General features: G+C 70.1%; 17 protein-coding genes. 1 reads left to right on the top strand and 16 read right to left on the bottom strand.

Annotated features, from left to right (window positions below; all coding sequences use genetic code 11):
• Positions 1–12: 12 nt before the first annotated feature.
• Genes pknB through rlmN form a run of 3 tightly spaced genes read right to left on the bottom strand, consistent with a single transcriptional unit; the run spans position 13 to position 3,781 of the window.
• Positions 13–1,905: a Stk1 family PASTA domain-containing Ser/Thr kinase gene (gene pknB / locus ACZ5UM_RS11715; protein ID WP_464844316.1), complete on the bottom strand. Its 1,893-nt coding sequence runs from the start codon at positions 1,903–1,905 to the stop codon at positions 13–15.
• 6 nt (positions 1,906–1,911) lie between these two features.
• Positions 1,912–2,658: a Stp1/IreP family PP2C-type Ser/Thr phosphatase gene (locus ACZ5UM_RS11710; protein WP_464844315.1), complete on the bottom strand. Its 747-nt coding sequence runs from the start codon at positions 2,656–2,658 to the stop codon at positions 1,912–1,914.
• 7 nt (positions 2,659–2,665) lie between these two features.
• Complete coding sequence (gene rlmN, locus ACZ5UM_RS11705; RefSeq protein WP_464844314.1) at positions 2,666–3,781, bottom strand: dual-specificity RNA methyltransferase RlmN; 1,116 nt, start codon at positions 3,779–3,781, stop codon at positions 2,666–2,668.
• Positions 3,782–4,427: 646 nt separating this feature from the next.
• Between rlmN and ACZ5UM_RS11700 the strand changes: the two genes are divergently transcribed.
• Positions 4,428–5,555, top strand: coding sequence for a transposase (locus ACZ5UM_RS11700; RefSeq protein ID WP_464844313.1), 1,128 nt, complete (start codon positions 4,428–4,430; stop codon positions 5,553–5,555).
• Between the two features lie 467 nt (positions 5,556–6,022).
• Here the strand turns inward: ACZ5UM_RS11700 and ACZ5UM_RS11695 are convergent, their stop codons facing one another.
• The 13 genes from ACZ5UM_RS11695 to ACZ5UM_RS11635 all read right to left on the bottom strand — a co-directional run bounded on the left by ACZ5UM_RS11695 (position 6,023) and on the right by ACZ5UM_RS11635 (position 18,179).
• A complete protein-coding gene (locus ACZ5UM_RS11695; RefSeq protein WP_464844312.1) occupies positions 6,023–6,799 on the bottom strand; it encodes a hypothetical protein in 777 nt (258 codons plus the stop codon).
• Positions 6,800–6,863: 64 nt separating this feature from the next.
• Positions 6,864–8,243, bottom strand: a complete 1,380-nt coding sequence (gene rsmB / locus ACZ5UM_RS11690; protein WP_464844310.1) for a 16S rRNA (cytosine(967)-C(5))-methyltransferase RsmB — start codon at positions 8,241–8,243, stop codon at positions 6,864–6,866.
• Between the two features lie 77 nt (positions 8,244–8,320).
• A complete protein-coding gene (locus ACZ5UM_RS11685; protein WP_464844309.1) occupies positions 8,321–8,668 on the bottom strand; it encodes a hypothetical protein in 348 nt (115 codons plus the stop codon).
• A 238-nt stretch (positions 8,669–8,906) separates the two neighbouring features.
• Positions 8,907–9,581, bottom strand: coding sequence for a zinc metallopeptidase (locus ACZ5UM_RS11680; protein WP_464848364.1), 675 nt, complete (start codon positions 9,579–9,581; stop codon positions 8,907–8,909).
• 166 nt (positions 9,582–9,747) lie between these two features.
• Entirely contained in the window at positions 9,748–10,689 is a 942-nt protein-coding gene (gene fmt, locus ACZ5UM_RS11675) for a methionyl-tRNA formyltransferase (protein WP_464844308.1), read from the bottom strand.
• A 3-nt stretch (positions 10,690–10,692) separates the two neighbouring features.
• A complete protein-coding gene (def, locus tag ACZ5UM_RS11670) occupies positions 10,693–11,283 on the bottom strand; it encodes a peptide deformylase (RefSeq protein ID WP_464844306.1) in 591 nt (196 codons plus the stop codon).
• Between the two features lie 29 nt (positions 11,284–11,312).
• Complete coding sequence (gene priA, locus ACZ5UM_RS11665) at positions 11,313–13,562, bottom strand: primosomal protein N' (RefSeq protein WP_464844304.1); 2,250 nt, start codon at positions 13,560–13,562, stop codon at positions 11,313–11,315.
• Positions 13,563–13,566: 4 nt separating this feature from the next.
• Positions 13,567–14,817: a bifunctional phosphopantothenoylcysteine decarboxylase/phosphopantothenate--cysteine ligase CoaBC gene (gene coaBC, locus ACZ5UM_RS11660; protein ID WP_464844302.1), complete on the bottom strand. Its 1,251-nt coding sequence runs from the start codon at positions 14,815–14,817 to the stop codon at positions 13,567–13,569.
• A 78-nt stretch (positions 14,818–14,895) separates the two neighbouring features.
• On the bottom strand, positions 14,896–15,105 hold the full coding sequence (rpoZ, locus tag ACZ5UM_RS11655; protein WP_464844300.1) for a DNA-directed RNA polymerase subunit omega: 210 nt from the start codon (positions 15,103–15,105) through the stop codon (positions 14,896–14,898).
• Positions 15,102–15,737, bottom strand: coding sequence for a guanylate kinase (gmk, locus tag ACZ5UM_RS11650; RefSeq protein ID WP_464844299.1), 636 nt, complete (start codon positions 15,735–15,737; stop codon positions 15,102–15,104). Before gmk ends, rpoZ begins: the two co-directional genes overlap by 4 nt.
• A 3-nt stretch (positions 15,738–15,740) precedes the next feature.
• Positions 15,741–16,025 (bottom strand): extracellular matrix/biofilm regulator RemA, encoded by a 285-nt coding sequence (gene remA / locus ACZ5UM_RS11645; protein WP_464844298.1) that lies wholly within the window; start codon positions 16,023–16,025, stop codon positions 15,741–15,743.
• Positions 16,026–16,050: 25 nt separating this feature from the next.
• Positions 16,051–16,929 (bottom strand): YicC/YloC family endoribonuclease, encoded by an 879-nt coding sequence (locus tag ACZ5UM_RS11640; RefSeq protein ID WP_464844297.1) that lies wholly within the window; start codon positions 16,927–16,929, stop codon positions 16,051–16,053.
• A gap of 200 nt (positions 16,930–17,129) precedes the next feature.
• Positions 17,130–18,179, bottom strand: coding sequence for a hypothetical protein (locus tag ACZ5UM_RS11635; RefSeq protein ID WP_464844296.1), 1,050 nt, complete (start codon positions 18,177–18,179; stop codon positions 17,130–17,132).
• Positions 18,180–18,212 lie beyond the last annotated feature (33 nt).

Raw genomic sequence — 18,212 nt, 5'->3', positions numbered from 1 at the left:
CCCACCTCTGCCTCAGGGCAGCTCCACCCAGCCCGCCTCCACGCCGTTGACGTGGATGATCAGGTAGGCGCCGCTGCCGTAGAACTTGTCCGACACGGTCACCCGGTGGCCGCCTTCCAGCTCCTCATCCACCAGGACCCGCGGCTCCTCGGAACCCTCGATCTGGTCGATGAGCACCACCTGGAACCGGACCTTCTGGGTCGCCGGTCCCGGCACGACCAGCTCCTTGCTGAACTCGGTCCCCACCAGCTCCGGCCCGGAGGAGACCACCAGCTCCACCCGCTGCCCGGGCTCCACCTGGCTGCCCCCGGCCGGGACGGTGGCCAGCACCGTTCCCGCCGGCTGGGCGTCCGGCCGTTCCGTGACGGTGCCGGGCACCAGCCCCGCGTCGGTGATGGCCTTGCGGGCGTCCTCCACCGCCATGCCCGCCACATCCGGCACCTTGAGCGGACCCAGGGACACCGTGAGCGTCACCTTGGAACCGACCTTCAGCGGCGTGCGGGCAGGCGGCGCCTGGCCGATGACCTCGCCGGCGGGCCGGTTGGAGATCTGTTCCTTGAACTCGAGGACGTCAAACCGCTCGGTCTTCAGACGGGCAACGGCCTGGTCCACGTGCATGCCCACCACATCGGGCAGCTCCACGGTCTCCGGCCCCTTCGAGACGACCAGCTCGATCACGGCGCCTTCCTTCACCCAGGAGCCGGGCTCGGGCCGGGCCTCGATGATGTAGAGCTGCTCCAGGTCGCTGTGCCGCTCCGAGACGATGGTCCGCTGCAGCTTGGCTGCGGCCAGCATCTCCTCCGCCTGGGTGATATGGACGCCGACGATCGCGGGCACCTGCACCTCGGGCACGTCGAGGAACTTCCAGATCGCCCACGCCCCGGCGCCCAGGCCGCCCAGCAGGAGAAGCAGCACGGCCGACACGATGACGATGTTGCGGATGCGGACGCGCCGCGCGGCGGCCTCGGGATCCCGCTGCCGCTTCCCCCGGGGCCGTTCCCGCCGCTGGCCCGCGGACCGGACCCGGGCGGCCCGCACGTCCATCGTGGGAAAGTCGCCGCTCCGGATGTGCGTCCGCCCTTCCAGGTGAAGCTGAAGGAAGTCGGACAGGGCGTCCCGCATCTCGACCGCGCTGTCGAACCGGTCGTCGGGCTCCTTCTCCATCGCCCGCAGGATGATCTCGTCCATCTCCACCGGCACCTCGCTGTTGAGGTGTGACGGCGGGTCCACCCGCTCGCGCAGGTGCTTCAGGGCGACGGTGATGGGGCTCTCGCCGTGAAACGGAACGGTGCCCGTCACCATCTCGTAGAGGACAACGCCCAGCGAGTACAGGTCGGACTTGCTTGATGCCGGCTGGCCGTCGGCCTGCTCGGGGCTGAAGTAGTGGGCCGAACCCATCCACGAGCCGGTGCGGGTGAGCGTGTCGGTGGTGACCGCCCGGGCGATGCCGAAGTCGGCCACCTTCACGCGCCCGTCCCGCCCCAGCAGGATGTTATGGGGCTTGATGTCCCGGTGCACGATCCCCTGGGCGTGGGCGTGGGCGAGGGCGTCGGCGATGGCGATGCCGATGCGCGCCGCCTCCGTCACCGGCAGCGGCCCCTGCTCCTGGATGAGCGCCTTCAGGGTCTTGCCCGTGACCAGTTCCATCACGATGTAGTGGGTTCCGCCATCCTCCCCGACATCGTAGGTCTGCACGATGTTGGGATGGGAGAGGCTGGCGGCGTTCTGCGCCTCGCGCCGGAAGCGGCGGACGAACTCCTCATCCGCGCCGAACTGGCCCCGGAGGGTTTTCACCGCAACCTCCCGGCCCAGTTGAAGGTCCGTGGCCCGGAAGACCACGGCCATGCCGCCGCCGCCGATGCGCTCCTCGATTCTGTATCGACTGCCGAGAATTGTGCCGATCAAGGGACCTTATCCCTCCCACCTGGCGGCAAGCACAGTGATGTTGTCGTAGCCCCCGCGGCTGTTGGCGAGGTTCACCAGCCAGTCCGCCAGGGCGCTGGGATCCAGCCGGCGCGCAGCTTCGCGGATCTCCTCCAGGCTGACCAGGTTGGAGAGCCCGTCCGTACAGAGCAGCAGCAGGTCGCCCACGGACCACTCCAGCTCCCGCTGTTCCACCGGCAGGTCCGGGCGGACGCCGAGCGCGCGGGTGAGCACGTGCCGCTGCGGGTGGTGGGCCGCCTCCTCCTGGGTGAGGTGGCCGCTCTGCAGCAGCTCGCCGGGCACGTTGTGGTCCGAGGTGAGCTGGCGGGCCTCCGCCGGGCCCACGAGGTACGCCTTGCTGTCGCCCACGTGGCCGACGTAGAGGCGCGGGCCCATGGCGATCACGGCCGTGATCGTCGTGCCCATGTGCGCCAGCTCCTGGCGGGCCATCTGCTGTTCCAGGATGACGTGGTTCGCCTCGTGGATCGCCTCCACGAGCCCTTCGCCGACGGTGCCCTCCCGGGCCCACGTCTCCACCCGCGGCGGCACGAAGGCGCGCAGCGTCTGGATGGCCAGCCGCGAGGCGATCTCGCCGCCGTCGTAGCCGCCCATGCCGTCCGCCACCGCCAGGAGGGCGCCGCCGCCGGGCAGGGAGAGCGGTTCGATCAGGTAGGCATCCTGGTTGCTGGGCCGCACTCTGCCGGGATCGGTCCGCTCGCTGTACACCAGCCTCACGGTGATCTCATCTCCCCAAATGCATGCGCTGCGCACGGTTTCGCAGCTGGCCGCAGGCGGCGTCGATGTCACCGCCCATCTCCCGCCGCACCGTGGTGGCAATGCCGCTGGATTCCAGAATCTGCTTGAACCGGTTGATGCGCTCCGGGCCGGGCCGCCGGTACTGGGGCCGCTCGGCCACGGGGTTCAGCGGTATCAGGTTGACGTGCGCCAGCGTGCCCTTCAGCAGGCGGGCCAGCTGCCGCGCCTCTTCGGGACCGTCGTTCACGCCGTCGATGAGGATGTACTCGTACGTGACCCGCCGCCCGGTCTTCTGGGCGTACGCCCGGGCCGCCTCCAGCACCTCGTCGAGGGGCCAGATGCGGGCCACGGGCATGAGCTGGCGGCGCAGCTCATCGGTGGGGGCGTGCAGCGAAAGCGCCAGGGTGATGGGCAGCCCCTCCTCCGCCAGCCGGCGCATGCCGGGCACGATGCCGGACGTGGAGACGGTGATGTGCCGGTAGCCGATGTTCAGCCCCTCGGGCTCGTGCATCAGCCGGATGGCCTTCACCACGTGCTCGTAGTTCTCCAGCGGCTCGCCGGAGCCCATCAGCACGACGGAGCTCACCCGCCCGCCCCCGGGCAGTTCCCGCTGCATCGTCACAATCTGATCGACGATTTCGCCTGCCGTCAAGTTCCGCACCAGGCCGCCCACCGTGGAGGCGCAGAAGGTGCAGCCCATCCGGCAGCCCACCTGCGTCGTGATGCAGACCGAGTTGCCCCAGGACTGGCGCATGAGCACCGACTCCACCTGCGAGCCGTCGGCCAGGCGGAAGAGGTACTTCGTGGTGCCCGTGCGCCGGTCGTGCTGCTCCGTCTCCTTCTCCAGCAGACGGAGCAGGGTCGTCTCCGCCAGGTGCTGCCTGAGCCTCGCCGGCAGGTTGGTCATGGCGTCGAAGTCCTTGACCCCCTTCTGGTAGACCCACTGGAACAGCTGGCGGGCGCGGAACCGGGGCTCGCCCAGGTCGACCATCAGGTCGGCCATTTCGTCTATGGTCATGCCCGGCAGGGGCTGCCGGCCGAGTTGGGCGAACAGCAGCGCCGGGTCGGCAATCTTCATCGGCACGTAGCCGGATTCCTGCACTCGGGGTCCTCCTGTTCGAAAAGATTCCACTGGAGACAGGGCCTACCTTTCAGTTTACCCTCTGGGTGGTGGTTGGGCAAACGTTTCGCGCGTCGGTGGCCGCGGGTTCGTGGTGACTGTTGTCGGGACCCAGGGGCACCCGTCGAGTCGCCACCATCCGCTCTGTTCTGGTTCGCTGTTGGCCCGTCTGCCCGAACCGCCACCTTCGAACCGCGGTTTCCCGAACGCCTGCGGCTGGCGCGGTTGGCGTTGAAGTCAGGTCGTGGCCGCAGCGCCTCTTCCGGGTTCGCTGTCGCTCTCCGGGGCCCGGGTGGTTGCCCAGTTCTGCCCTATCTTAACGCACCTGGTCGGGGGTGAAAACCACCCCGGCAGGTGAACGTCAAGGGCAGGAAAGCAATCCGGCATCTCAGCGCTGGAGCAGGAACCGTCACTGCGGCTGGGCCCCACCGGCATTTCAGCGCTGGAGCCCAATCTGCCCGCGCACGAATGTCCCGTGGCGTGACTTCCATAGTGTCAGTACCGGTACAGCAGCCGCAGCGGCGCCGGCTGAAGAATCACCCGCGCGGGTGATCCCCATTGCTCTGGACAGCGAACCCCAGTTCGGTTATGATGGCAATGCCGTCCAGTTCCGGGAGGTGTTCCCATCATGCCGACGTCCGCTCCGGCCCTGGACTGTGCTGCCTCCTGCCAGTCCGACCTTCCCTCCGCTCCGGCGCCAGATCCGTTCCTGATGAAGCCGCACACTTGTCCCTCTGGAACTCACGCACCGGCTGCCCCCGGCTGCCAACCCGCCGGTCACCACGCCCCGGAGGGGCAACGGCGCTGCCCCGGCTGCGGGGGAACATCTGTGATCAGGCACGGCAGTTTCCGCATGGCCTCAGGCCGGCGGATCCAGCGCTACCTCTGTAAGTCCTGCCGGCGCACCTTCAGCCCCAACACCGGCACTCCGGCATATCGGATCCGCAAGCTGGAAGGCTGGCGCGAGATGGTCGAGCTGCTCGCGGACGACCTGTCGCTGCGCCGGATCGCGTCCCGACTGGGCATTGCCCTGTCCACGGCGTTCCGCTGGCGCCACCGGGCCCTGGCGGTCCTGAGCGCCCAGCACCGCGGGCCGCTCGGCGGTGATGTCAGGGTGCGGACCTTCCTGGTCAAGTACTCGGAAAAGGGCAGCCGGATCACCAACGGCCCGGGCAGCTGGGGTTACTGGAACATCGTGCGCAGGGGGCCTGGGCCGGAAAGGGATCCTCACTGCGGTCCGGCCCGCACCTCCCGGCCCCGCTTCCGGCTGTTGATTGAGGGCAGGCCGTTGCACGTCATGGTGGCCGAGACCGTGGGCGGATACGAGCTGAGCATCCTGGGACAGGGGCGGCAGACGCCGGAGATGCTGGAACTCGGCCTTTGCGAGATGGTGAGGCCCGGTTCCCGCTTAATCGTCTTCGGCGGGAACGAGTTCAAGGCGGCCTGCGAGTCGCTCGGATATGTGTACGAGGACGGGTATGCTGCGGCGGCCAGGCAGCCGAATCCGGCCCCGTCGGAACCAGCCGGCGGGGCCGGCACAGAGGCCGAGGCCGATCCGGCGAGTGCCGTGCGGGTCTGCAGCCAGTTTCCCAAACTGCCCTCGGGGTGGCTCGCGCAGTTCCGCGGGGTGGCCACGAAGTATCTCGATCGCTATCTGGCCTGGTTTCGGGATATTATCCGGATCGTCCACTACCCGGACGGCGCCGACATTGCGCCGGTGGATGGCCGCGCACTGCTGCGTGTGCCGGCCTGTTGATGGGCCGATGACAGTGCCGCGGCGTGCAGTGCGACCAGGGCAAGGTACCGGCAGGGTGGACACCGCCGTTCTCCCCAAGATGCAGGAGGCCCGTGAGTCTTGCGGGCTCACGGGCTCGGCGTGCCGGCAGACTGAATGAACCCACCGCGGTGACCTGCGCGGTCGGGGGCCTCACCGATGCCCTGTCGCAACAGTCACGGCGAACAGAGCGCATGGGACGGACATGGGTACAACCAGCCTCTTCGGCGCCAACAGTTACCGCGAACAGGTACCGCCAGCTTCCCGGCGACAACAGTGGCGGCGAACAAAGCGGATGGGGCGGATGTGACCCACCCGCTTCCCGGCGCCAACAGCTACGGCGAACAGAGCAGATAGCCCGCGCAGGAACACCCTACCCCCCCCCGAAACGGCAAGAATCCCCGCCACTTCCCTAGCAGGAGTGGCGGGGATCACGCATGTCCCGGCTATCAGGGGATGTGCAGCTCGCCGTTCTCGGTCAGGAAGGCCCGGTCCCTGTCGGATTCGCTCGGCGCGCACCCCTTCAGCACGAACCCCGAGTCGTCGGCGAACTCCATGGCGGTGCAGGTGTACAGGAACTGTCCCTTTGCGCCGAAGTTGTCCTCGCTGTCGATCAGGACCTGGATGCGGTCCCGCTGCAGCGCATCTACCGCGTAGGTGATCGGGTCGCCCTCGACGGTGTAGGCCACCGTCCGGAAGGCCGCGGCCCGGTTGGACACGTAGGCGTCCCAGAGGCATTCGCGGGCCTGCAGGTCGCGCCCCTCGCCGTGCCGGTTCTGGTCCTCGCCGCAGTACAGGAGCGGCATGTCCCTGGCCTCCCCGGCGGGAGCCGTCGGGTGTACCACGCCGGGCTCCATCCCCGCAGACCCGCCGCCGGAAGCCCCGCCGCTCCCGGACCCGATGGGCCGGGACGGCAAGGGTGTATCGGGCGCGGGCATCGGGGTGAGCTGGCCCGACGACACGGGCGCGTCGGGATCGACCACCGGGGCGTGGCGGCCTACCGCCGCGGCCGGATCGATGACGGCGGGGCCGTCCACGGATGCGGCGTTGCCGTCCGTGTCGACCAGGGTGATGCCCGCGGGCTCCGGGCTCATTCCCCCCGCAATCTCCCGGTTCAGGACATTCTCCGTGTGCGCCAGCTCCCCAGGCGAGGCGGCGCACCCGGCGATCAGGAGCGCAAGCAGGAGCGTTCCTGCGATCTGCGAACTCCGCGTCCGATTTCGCATCGCAACGACCCCCTTCTGCCCTCTTGGACGGGACAGGGGCCGCCGCCCGTTTCAGCCGCAGGCGCTATCCTTTTTTCACCATCCGGGCGATGAAGAACCCATCCGTCCCGTGCACGTGGGGCAGCAGCTGCACGTATCCCTCCGCCTGCCCCTCGCGGGAGATGGTCTGCGGCAGGTAGTCCCAGATGTTGTCGAACCGGAACTCGGGGTGGTCGGCGACAAAGGCCTCGACCAGTTCCTCGTTTTCGGCGGGCTGAATCGTGCAGGTGGAGTACACCAGCACCCCGCCGGGCTTCAGGGCCCTGGCCGCGGATTCCAGGATGGCCCGCTGAATCGGCACCAGGGATTCCACGTCCTCCGGCTGCTTCCGCCACCGGGCGTCGGGCCGGCGGGCGAGCGTGCCCAGGCCCGAACAGGGCAGATCGCAGAGGACGGCGTCGGCCCGCTCCGGCATAACCTCGCCCACCCGGCGGGCGTCCAGGCACAGGGCCTGCACGATGGTCGCCCCCAGACGCCGGGCATTCTGCTCAACGAGGTCCACCTTGTGCGGGTGGATGTCCAGGGCGATCACCTGGCCCTGGTTGTCCATGAGCTCGGCCAGGTGGGTCGCCTTGCCCCCCGGGGCCGCGGCCACGTCGATCACCGTCCAGCCCGGCTGCGGGCTGACCACGTGGGCGGCCAGCATGGACGACTCGTCCTGGACGGTGATGAGCCCCTCCTTCATCGCCTGCAGCCGGTCGAGCCACGAGGCCGACGTGAGGTCGTGAATGATCAGCCCCTGGGGCGAGTGGCGAGTGGGCTCGGTGCGCACCCCCTCCCGCGCCAGCGCCGCGGCCGCCTCCTCCCGGGTCGCCTTCAGCCGGTTGACCCGGACCGTGAGGGGCGGCGCCTGGTTCCCCGCCTCCAGCAGCCGGACGGCCTCGTCCCTGCCGAAGCGCGCCAGCCACTGGGCGACCAGCCAGTCAGGGTACGAGTGCTGCACCGCCAGCGCCCGGACCGGGTCTGACGTCTCGTCGGGCCACTCCAACTCGGGCAGCTTGCGGATCAGGTTGCGGAGCACGCCGTTGACGAACTTCGCTACCCCGGCGTGCCCGTACTGCTTGGCCAGCTCCACCGCCTGATCCACGGCGGCGGCGTGGGGAATGCGGTCCATGAAGAGGATCTGGTAGACAGCCTCCCGCAGGATGTTCCGCACCCAGGGGTCCATCTTCTCCAGCGGCCGCGCGGCCACCTGGCTGATGGCCCAGTCCAGGGTGGCACGGCGGCGGATGACCCCGTAGGCCAGCTCCGTGGCCAGAGCGCGCTCACGCCCCTCCAGCTTGCTGCCGGAGAGGTGATGATCGAGGGCCAGGTTGGCGTAGGCCGCCTTCACGTCGACATCGCGCAGGGCGCGCAGGGCCGCCTCGCGGCCGGTGCGCGGGGGCGCGGGCTTGGATCGTGGCATGAACTCGCCTCCAGCGCAGGGTTGTCACTCTCTGGAGAGTGTACCGCAACTGGCGGCATTGGGCAAAGGAGGGAAGCTCACCATGAGTTGGGGTACCCCAGCCCCACCTCGTGGTTCGCGGGGAGCGGCAGTGCGTGCGAGCCGTAGCCCAGGTCGTAGATGATGGAGCCGTCCGACTCCTGCGCCATCGCCCCCCGGTCGAGGACGTAGGCCAGGAGCTCGGAGGCAAACTCGTAGTGGAACTGATCCAGGGCCACGACCACCTGCGGGAAGTCGGCCACCTTCACCCGGGCGTCGACGATGGCGGTGCTGGCGTCGTACCGGATCACCGCCTCTCCGGCGGGCGCTCCGCCGATCTCGATCTTCAGGCGCTCCTCGTCCAGGTCTGCGGCCGTCACGCGGAATGAGACTGGGGGATGGTGCATGTTCACGCCCTCCTGCTGGAATGTAAGCCTAGCATTCCCGCGTGCGAGGGCGTTCACGCTGGGGGCGGAGCCGCTGGCTGGCCGCGCGAAGACAGCGGCGCACGTACCTGCGCCGCTGTCTGCGTCCGCTGTGCAGTTGCCGGGCGTCGTCGACCCATGCAGCAGAGCTCGGCCGGGGGCCGCCGGGTGCGCCCTTACCTTCCGCAGGTCCGGCACGGCTGACCCAGCCTGCGGCCGGCTAGTCGTCCGACGCCATGTTCCGGAGCACCAGCAGCCGCAGCAGGCTCATGATCGCCGTCGCTGCGCCGGCGACGTAGGTAAGCGCCGCCGCGTTGAGCACCTTCCGGGCGCCCACGACCTCCTGGCGGGTCATGTAGCCGCCGGTCTCCAGGATCTCCACCGCCCGGCTGGAGGCGTTGAACTCCACCGGCAGGGTGATCAGGTAGAACACCACGGCCCCCAGGAAGAGCAGGATGCCGATGTCCATCAGCATCTTGCCGGACGCGCCGCCGAAGATGAGGCCCAGGATCACCAGGAAGGGGCCGAGCCCGTCGCCCACCCGGGCGACCGGCCAGATCACGTTCCGCACCTGCAGCGGCACGTAGGCGTGCTCATGCTGGATGGCGTGTCCCACCTCGTGCGCAGCCACGCCGATGGCGGCAATCGAATTGCTGTAGTAGGTCGAATCCGAAAGCCGGACCACGCGCCGCTGGGGATCATAGTGGTCGCTGAGGAACCCGCCCACGCGCTCGACGGGCACATCGGTCAGCCCGTGCTTGTCGAGGATGTCCCGGGCCACCTGGGCCGCCGTCACCCCCGACCGCGTGCCGACCCGCGACCACTCGTTGAACGAACTCCGCACCCGCGCCTGTGCCCAGATGACCAGGATGATGGCGGGGAGCAGCAAGATCATCGTCGGATCGAACATCGGATAGAAGAAGTAAGGCAAACCAGGACCCTCCCATCCACGAACCAGGATGCCGGACACCCGGCCCGCCGCGTGCGTCCAGGTGACCAAGCTGTTCTCTATAAACTAAAGACTATGCGGATCCCCGCGCGGGTTCGCCCCGCGCGGCAAATCACAGCGAAAAACGCGTCCCCACCTGGGCGCCGCCGCCGTTGACGTACGACTGCGCGTCCATGCGCCCCTTCCCGTGCGGCTGGACCTCCCGCACCAGCAGGGCGCCGTCGCCCGCGGCCACGGTGAAGCCCTCCCGCTTCACCAGGGCCACCACGGTGCCCGGCTCGGCCCCCGGCTCAGGGTTCGGCACCACCGAGGCCCGCCATATCTTCAGCCTTCCCCGGGGACCATTCGTGTAAGCACCGGGCCAGGGGTTCAGGGCCCGGATCTGGTTGTACAGCTCCGCTGCCGGCCGGCGCCAGTCGATGACCTCGTCGGCCGGCTCCAGCTTGTGCGCGTAGGTCACGCCCTCGGCGGGCTGCGGGATGCGCGGGGCATCCCCGGCCTCCACCCGGCGCACGGTCTCCACCAGGAGCTCTGCCCCGACCCGGGCCAGCTCGTCGTGGATCTCGCCGCCGGTGGCCTCGGGGCCGATCGGCACCCGGGCCATCAGGCAGATGTCGCCAGTGTCCATGCCCTCGTCCATCCACATGGTGCAGACGCCGGTCTCGGTGTCGCCGGCCATGATGGCGCGCTGGATCGGCGCCGCGCCCCGCCAGCGGGGCAGCAGCGAGCCGTGCACGTTGATCGCCCCCAGAGGGCTGATCTCCAGCGCTTCCTTGGAGAGGATCTGCCCGTAGGCCACCACGACGGTGAGGTCCGAACCCAGTTCCTTCAGCTGTGCGATCACCTCGGGCCGGCGCAGCCGACGGGGCTGGAAAACAGGCAGGCCGTGTTCCAGGGCGACCTCCTTCACCGGGGAAGCCCGCAGCTTGCCGCCGCGGCCCGCCGGCTTATCCGGCTGGGTGACCACCCCGACGATCGGATAGCCCGCCGCCAGCAACGCCCGCAGGGAGACCGCCGCGAACTCCGGCGTACCCATGAAGAGGATTTTCAGCAAGGGCTACCCCTCCTTCGCGGTAGCCGAGCTGGTGCCCTTGCCGCCGGCCCGGGCAGCCGCCCGGCCGGACTCCCCGCCCTCGGCCCCGGCGCCCTGGGCCGCCCGGGCCTCCTCGGCCTCCTCCTCGCCTTCGGGCACGGGCCGCAGGTTGGCGCACTTGTCCGTGTAGAGGATGCCGTCCAGGTGGTCGATCTCGTGCTGGAAGATGCGGGCGAGCCAGCCCTCGGCGTCGATCCAGACCTTCTTGCCCGTGCGGTCCAGCGCCACCACCTGCACCTTCTCGTACCGCCACACGTCGCCGACCATGCCGGGGATGGACAGGCAGCCCTCGGTCCCCTCCACCCAGCCCTCGGCCTTGACGATCTCGGGGTTGATCAGCTGGTACAGCTGGCCCGACCCGTCCTGCGGGTCCACCACGATGACCCGCTTCGACACGCCCACCTGGGGGGCGGCCAGGCCCACGCCGGGGGCGGCGTACATCGTCTCCGTCATGTCGTCCAGCAGCTTGCGGATCGAAGCGTTGATCTTCGTCACCGGCTTGGCCTTCTTGCGCAGGATCGGATCCGGGTCCTTGACGATTACCAGTATGGCCATGTAGCGTGCCCTCCGTCAGAACTTCAGAACTACAGTATGCTCATGGGATCCACGTCCACCGCGAGGGACACCGACCGCGCCGCCCGCCATTTGCCCCGGGCGGCGGCGAAGCAGGCCTTCACCTCGCTCGCCATCGCCCGGATGTCCGGGCCCTTCAGCACCAGGTGGTGCCGGTGCTTCCCCCGGAGCTTCGCCAGCGGCGCCGGCGCCGGCCCCAGGATCTGCCCCCGGAACCCGCCGTCCACCAGCAGCCGGTGCACGTTCCGGGCGGTGGCGGCCACAGCCGCCTCGTCCTCGCCCGAGATCACCAGGTGGATCATGTGCGCAAACGGCGGGTAGTCCAGCTCCTGCCGGAACCGGATCTCCTCGGCGAAGAAGCGGTGGTAGTCGTGCTCCGCTGCCGCCTGCAGCGCGGCGTGGTCAGGCTGGTACGTCTGCACCACCACCCGGCCCGGGCGGTCGCCGCGCCCGGCCCGGCCCGCCACCTGCGTCACCAGCTGGAAGGTGCGCTCCGCGGCCCGGAAGTCCGGCAGGTTCAGACTGGTGTCGGCCAGCACGACCCCCACCAGGGTCACGCCGGGGAAGTCCAGCCCCTTGGTGATCATCTGCGTGCCCACCAGCACGTCGACCTCGTGGTCGGCGAAGCGCTTCAGGATCGCGGCGTGCGATCCCTTGCGCCGGGTGGTGTCCACGTCCATGCGGGCCACCCGCACGTGCGGATACAGCCGCTGCAGCTCCTGCTCCACCCGCTCGGTGCCGGCCCCCAGGTGCCGGATCGCCTTGGACCCGCAGTTGGGACAGACGGCAGGCACCGGCTGCGTGTAGTCGCAGTAGTGGCAGGCCAGGTGGTCGTCGCCCAGGTGGTAGGTCATGGCGACGGCGCAGTTTGCGCACTGGATCGCCTCGCCGCAGGAGCGGCACAGGATAAAGGTATTGTAACCCCTGCGGTTGAGGAACAGAATCGCCTGTTCCCCGGCCGCCAGGGTCTGGTCCAGGGCCTCCACCAGCGCCCGGGAGAAGATCGACCGGTTGCCGGCCCGCAGCTCCTCCCGCATGTCCACCAGGGTGACGGGCGGCAGCGGCCGGTGGTCGATGCGGTGCTCCAGCGACACCAGCCGGTAGGCGCCGGTCTCCGCCAGGTGGAACGACTCCAGGGCCGGGGTCGCGGAGCCGAGCACGAGCAGGGCGCCCTCCAGCCGGGCCCGCTCCGCCGCCACCTCCCGGGCGTGGTAGGCGGGCGGCGGTGACTCCTGCTTGTAAGACTGCTCGTGCTCCTCGTCGATGATGATCAGCCCCACGTTCTCGAAAGGGGCGAAAACCGCCGAGCGCGCCCCCACGACGATGGAAACCTCGCCGCGGCGGATGCGCTGCCACTCGTCGAACTTCTCCCCCGGCGACAGCGCCGAGTGCAGCACCGCCACGTCGCCGCCGAAGCGGGCGCGGAACCGCTGGATCATCTGCGGCGTGAGCGAGATCTCGGGCACGAGGCAGATCGCGTTCTTCCCCATCTCCCGCACAAGGGCGATTGCCCGGAGGTAAAGCTCCGTCTTGCCCGAGCCGGTCACGCCGTGGATCAGCACCGGCTGCCGGAAGGCCGGCGGGGCGATGAGCTCCTGGCGGATGGACTCCAGGGCCCGCTCCTGCTCGGGGGTGAGCACCGGGGGCGGCAGTGGGGCCACCGTCTCGCCGGCGAAGGGATCGCGCCGCCGGACGACCCGGCCCGCCGTGAGCCAGCCCTTCTCCAGGGCAGCCCGGATCGGCCCGGCGATGGACTCCCCCAGATCGGCCAGCACCTGCGCCCGCTCCGCCTCGCCGCCTGCGCGGGCCATGTAGGCGATCAGCTCCGCCTGCCGGGGCGCCCGCCGCCGGAGCTGCTCCACCAGGGCCTCCACGTCGTCCACGTTGAGCCGGTAGTTGGTGATGGTGAGCGTGCGCACCTCCTGCCGCCGGGCCTCGGTGGGCAGGAGCAGCCGCAGCGCGGCGGGGAAGGTGGAGAGGTAGCGGTCCGCGGTCCACCGGGCCAGCTGCACCAGCGGCGCCGGGATCGGCGGGATGTCGGGCAGCAGCCCGGCGATCTCCTTCAGCGTCACCCCCTCGGGCGCCCGGTCGGCGGGGCCCACGTAAAGCCCCACCATCCGGCGGGGGCCGAAGGGGACCCGCACCCACTGGCCGGGCGTCAGCCGCCCCGCCAGGCTGCGGGGAACCAGGTAGGTGAACAGCTTGTCTGTGCCCTCGGCGGTGACGTCCACCGCGACCTGGGCCAGTTCACCGCTCTCCATGGCCTCACGCACCGCCCTCCAGCAGGGCCGCCGCCCGGTCGAGGATGCGGTCGGCCACCTCCCGCTTGCGCATGAGGGGCAGCTCGTCCGCGGTGTCGGCCGTCACGAAGACGACCCGGTTGGTCTCGGTGCCGAAACCGGCCCCCTCCGCCGTGACGTCGTTGGCCACCACAAAATCGGCGTTCTTCTCCGCCAGTTTGCGGCGGGCGTTGGCGATGAGGTCGTCGGTCTCGGCGGCGAAGGCCACCGTCACCTGGCCGGGTCGCTTGCGCCGGCCCAGCTCGGCGATGATGTCCGGATTCCTTACCAGGGTGATGGTCAGCTCGTCGCCGCTCTTCTTGATCTTGCTGGAGGCCACGGTCGCCGGCCGGTAGTCGGCCGGGGCCGCGGCGGCCACCGTGATGTCGGCCTGCGGGAACTCGGCGAGACACGCCTCCAGCATCTCCTGGCACGACTCCACCGCGATCACCCTGACCCCGGGCGGCGCCTCCAGGCTGGTCGGGCCGCTGACCAGCACCACCTCGGCCCCGCGGTCCCGGGCGGCCTCCGCGATGGCGTAGCCCATGCGGCCGGTGGAGCGGTTGCCGATGAACCGGACGGGGTCGAAGGGTTCGCGGGTGGTGCCGGCCGTCACCAGCACCCGGCGGCCCCTCAGGTCGGCCCGGGGCGCGCCCTCCGGGTCCCCGTCGGGGCGGCGCGCACGGCCTTCCCGGGCTGCCAGCAGCGCCAGGGCCCGCTCGACGATCTGCTCGGGCTCGGGCAGCCGCCCCTTGCCGATCAGCCCCGAGGCGAGCCGGCCCTCCTCGGGCTCCATGATCTCCCAGCCCAGCTCGGCCAGGATGCGCAGGTTCCGCTGCGTCAGCGGGTTGGCGTACATCTCGGCCTCCATGGCCGGCGCCACCAGCACGGGGCACTGTACGCCCAGGGCGGTGACGGTGATCCAGTCGCCCGCGTGGCCGCCGGCCAGCCGGGCGATGGTGTTGGCGGTCGCCGGCGCCACGATGAGCAGGTCAGCCTTGTGGGTCAGCGTGACGTGGTCCACGTGGCCGTGCACCTGCTCGGCCATGAGGTCGACCTTGACCGGGTTGCCGGAGATGGCCTGGAACGTCAGGGGGGCGACGAGGCGGGTGGCCGCCTCGGTCATGAGCACGTGGACCTCCGCCCCCAGCTTCACCAGCCGGGAGCAGATCTCCACCGCCTTGTACGCGGCGATGCCGCCGCTCACCCCGAGGAGAACCGTCTTACCGTGAAGCATCGGCGACCCTTCCTTCCATAGTTCAAGGAGGGCGCCCGGGGCGGGCGCCCTCCGCGGGCGATACATCCGTTCCGCCGATCAGCCCAGGGGGGTGGACCGGCCGCGCTCGAAGAAGAGCTTGCCGGCGCCCAGCTCCTCCAGGGCGATGGTCACAGGTTTATTGGACTGCGATTCCACCAGCTTGGGCTTCCCGTCCTGCAGGTCCCGCGCACGGCGGGCGGCCAGGATGACCAAGGTGTACTTGGAATCGACGAGGTGCATCAGCTGGTCCAGAGACGGCTTGATCATTCGTCGGTCAGCACTCCCTTCTCAAGCAGCGTCTCAATCAAGGCGGCGCCGTTCCGGGCGGTGCGGGCCTTCTCCGCGATGATGATGGCCCGCAGCTCGGCCACCGCGCGCGCCAGGTCGTCGTTCACGATGACGTAATCGTATGTGAGCCCTTCCCGAATCCATTCCGGGGCCTCGGCCAGCCGCCGGGCCACCGCCTCGGGCGTCTCGGTGCCGCGGGCGGTGATGCGCTGGCGCAGGGCCTCCATGGACGGCGGGATGACGAAAACGGAGACGGCGTCGGGATAGTGCTGGCGCACCGCCCGGGCGCCGACCCGGTCGATGTCGAGGATGACGTCGTGACCCCGGGCGGTCATCTCCTCCACGTAGGCCCGGGGGGTGCCGTAGTAGTTGCCGTAGACCTCCGCCCACTCCAGGAACTCTCCGGCTGCGATGCGGCGCTCGAACTCTTCCTTAGAAATGAAGAAGTACTCAACGCCGTCGACCTCGCCGGGACGCATAGGACGGGTTGTACAGGATACCGAGAAGTGAATATCCGGGGTCTCCGCCAGCAGGGCCCGGCAGATGGTCCCCTTGCCGACGGCAGACGGCCCGGTGACGACGATGAGGAGTCCCCTGGGCTTCTTGGGCATCGTCTACGCCTCGCCCTCTTCTTCGTTCGCGGCCGCACTGCTCTCCCGGCCGGTCAGCCGGTGGGCGACGGTCTCGGGCTGGACCGCCGAGAGCACCACGTGGTCAGAATCGGTGATCACCACCGCCCGGGTGCGCCGGCCGTAGGTCGCGTCGATCAGCGTGCCGCGCTCCCTGGCCTCCGAGATGATGCGCTTGATCGGGGCGGACTCGGGACTGACAATCGCCACGATGCGGTTCGCGGAAACGATGTTGCCAAATCCGATGTTGACGAGTTTGATGTCACCCACAACCCGGGCCTCCCTCATACTTACCCTATTCGAGATTCTGCACCTGCTCCCGGATCTTCTCCAGCTCGCTCTTCGCCGCCACCACCGCCGCCGTGAGCTCGGCGTCGTTGGCCTTGGAGCCGATGGTGTTGATCTCACGCCCCAGCTCCTGCACCAGGAAGTCCAGCTTGCGCCCCACGGCCTCGTCGGACTGGAGGGCCTGCCGGAACTGGCCGATGTGGCTGGCCAGCCGCTGCAGTTCCTCCGTGACATCCGCCCGGTCGGCAAACAGCGCGACCTCCTGGGCCAGGCGCTGCGGATCCACCGGGTTGGTGGGCGGCAGCAGCTCCTCCAGGCGCCGGGTGAGCCGCTGGCGGTACTCCTCCACCACCTGCGGGGCGCGCTGCAGGGCGGCGGACCGGAAGGCCTCGATGCGGTCGAGCCGCTCGGCCAGGTCAGCCGCCAGAATGGCGCCTTCCCGCTCCCGCATGGTGATCAGCCCCGCCATCGCCTGCGTCAGCGCCGGCTCCAGCAGGGCCCAGATCTCGTCGTCGGTGAGCTCCCCCTCCTCCACGGAGAGGACCTCAGGCAGTTTCGCCAGCGTATCCAGCGAAAGCTCCTGATTGCTCCCGATCTCTTCTGCTAGCTGTCTCAAAGCATTATAATAGGCCAGCGCCAGATCCTTGTCAACCTTTACCGCCCGGGCCTCGGCCGACGGTTCCCAGGCGACGTAGACCTCGAACCGGCCCCGCGCGACCTTGCTCTGGATCAGCTTGCGCCCCCGGTCCTCCAGGGCGCTGAACTGGCGGGGCATGCGGAAGACCACCTCGCAGAACCGGTGGTTGACCGCCTTGATCTCCACCGTCACCCGGCCCGCGTCGCCGCTGGCCTCGCCCCGGCCGAATCCCGTCATGCTGCGCACCAAACGACTGTCAACCTCCCCCGCAGCGGGGCGGGCCCCGCCGACGTCTCTTTTCCAACAGCTGTATCTTTCGGTGTGTGCAGATCCCCTTCCTTCCCATTCTTGCCCGCCTCTCCCTGCCGAAAGACGCCCGGAACCCCCTCCGGCACGGGCCGGAGGGGGTTCCGTCGGTTCGGTCCGGATTCCGGCGTGCAGCCCCGGGCTCAGTCGGTGGCCCAGGTGCCCGGGTCCGTGGCGGAGCCGGTGCCCGGCCGGGCGGGCGTGCTGCCGCGGCCGTCCGTGCCCGGCGCGTTGGGCGCAGGCGCGCCCCCGGGGGTCGTGGGCCTCGGCTGCACCGGCGTGCCCATGCGGCCGGGGAACATGTTGCCCTGCTGGACGTTCCCGGGCTGGACGTTCCCGGGCTGGACCCCGCCCTGCCGCGGGTTGCCCTGCTGCGGGGCGCCCTGCCGCGGGTCGCCCGGCGTGCGGCCGCCCGGCAGCCTGCTGCTGCCTGGCTGGAGGGTGCCCCGCTGGAGGTTGTCCGGGCGGGCGTTGGCCCCCGGCCCCGCCGAGGTTGCCCGCTGGGCGATGGTGGCCAGCTCGGTCATGAACTCCGTGATCGGCCGGCCGGCGCGCACGGCCGCCGTGATCTCGGCCAGCCGGCTCCGGTCGTTTTCGTCGTTGACCACGCGGATGTCCGCCACCCGCGGGCAGGCGGTGCGCACCCGCTCCAGCGGGTCCACCGCGGGGGCCATGCCCATGCGGCTCCCCGCCGTGGCGCCGGAGCGGACCGCTGTGCCCGTGCCGGCCGCCGTCGCGGGCCCTCCGGGGGTGCCCATGTCGGCGGTCCACCCGCGCCGCGGGGGAGTGCCCGGCCCGGGGGGCGCTTCCACGCGGCCGCCGATCACACCGGTCGAAGGCCGGGTGTTACCCTGCCCGGGCGTGCCGGCGCCGGCGATGTTCGGCACCGCGTCGGCGCGGACGCCGGTCACGGGCGTGGTCTGCGACTCGCGGGGCAGCGCCACCAGGGCCACGTTCCCGATGATGACGCCGTTGGCGGTCACGTTCCGGTTGCCGCCGGACATGCCGGGCCAGAAGGCGTCGGCGCCGACGGTGTTGCCCAGGGCCGCGGCACAGACGTCTGCATCGCCGGTCGTGGTGAAGAGGTTGCTCTGGTTCACCGGGTTGAGATTCTGCGGCTGGGCCGTGCACCCGGCAGCCAACAGCGCGGCCGCCGCGGCCAGGCCGAGCCACGTGCGCGGCGAGCGTGTCACGTCCGATCTCCCTTCCTCATCAGGTCTTGCTCG

The organism is Symbiobacterium ostreiconchae (genome assembly GCF_055396975.1).
Note: the sequence above shows the minus strand (reverse complement) of the source record. Positions and strands in the feature narration are given on the sequence as shown.

Excerpts from the sequence above, each read along its gene's own strand:
- ACZ5UM_RS11700 (WP_464844313.1), top strand. The coding sequence starts at position 4,428 with ATGCCGACGTCCGCTCCGGCCCTGGACTGTGCTGCCTCCTGCCAGTCC.
- ACZ5UM_RS11695 (WP_464844312.1), bottom strand. The coding sequence starts at position 6,799 with ATGCGAAATCGGACGCGGAGTTCGCAGATCGCAGGAACGCTCCTGCTT.
- rsmB (WP_464844310.1), bottom strand. The coding sequence starts at position 8,243 with ATGCCACGATCCAAGCCCGCGCCCCCGCGCACCGGCCGCGAGGCGGCC.
- ACZ5UM_RS11685 (WP_464844309.1), bottom strand. The coding sequence starts at position 8,668 with ATGCACCATCCCCCAGTCTCATTCCGCGTGACGGCCGCAGACCTGGAC.
- ACZ5UM_RS11680 (WP_464848364.1), bottom strand. The coding sequence starts at position 9,581 with ATGATCTTGCTGCTCCCCGCCATCATCCTGGTCATCTGGGCACAGGCG.
- def (WP_464844306.1), bottom strand. The coding sequence starts at position 11,283 with ATGGCCATACTGGTAATCGTCAAGGACCCGGATCCGATCCTGCGCAAG.
- priA (WP_464844304.1), bottom strand. The coding sequence starts at position 13,562 with ATGGAGAGCGGTGAACTGGCCCAGGTCGCGGTGGACGTCACCGCCGAG.
- coaBC (WP_464844302.1), bottom strand. The coding sequence starts at position 14,817 with ATGCTTCACGGTAAGACGGTTCTCCTCGGGGTGAGCGGCGGCATCGCC.
- rpoZ (WP_464844300.1), bottom strand. The coding sequence starts at position 15,105 with ATGATCAAGCCGTCTCTGGACCAGCTGATGCACCTCGTCGATTCCAAG.
- gmk (WP_464844299.1), bottom strand. The coding sequence starts at position 15,737 with ATGCCCAAGAAGCCCAGGGGACTCCTCATCGTCGTCACCGGGCCGTCT.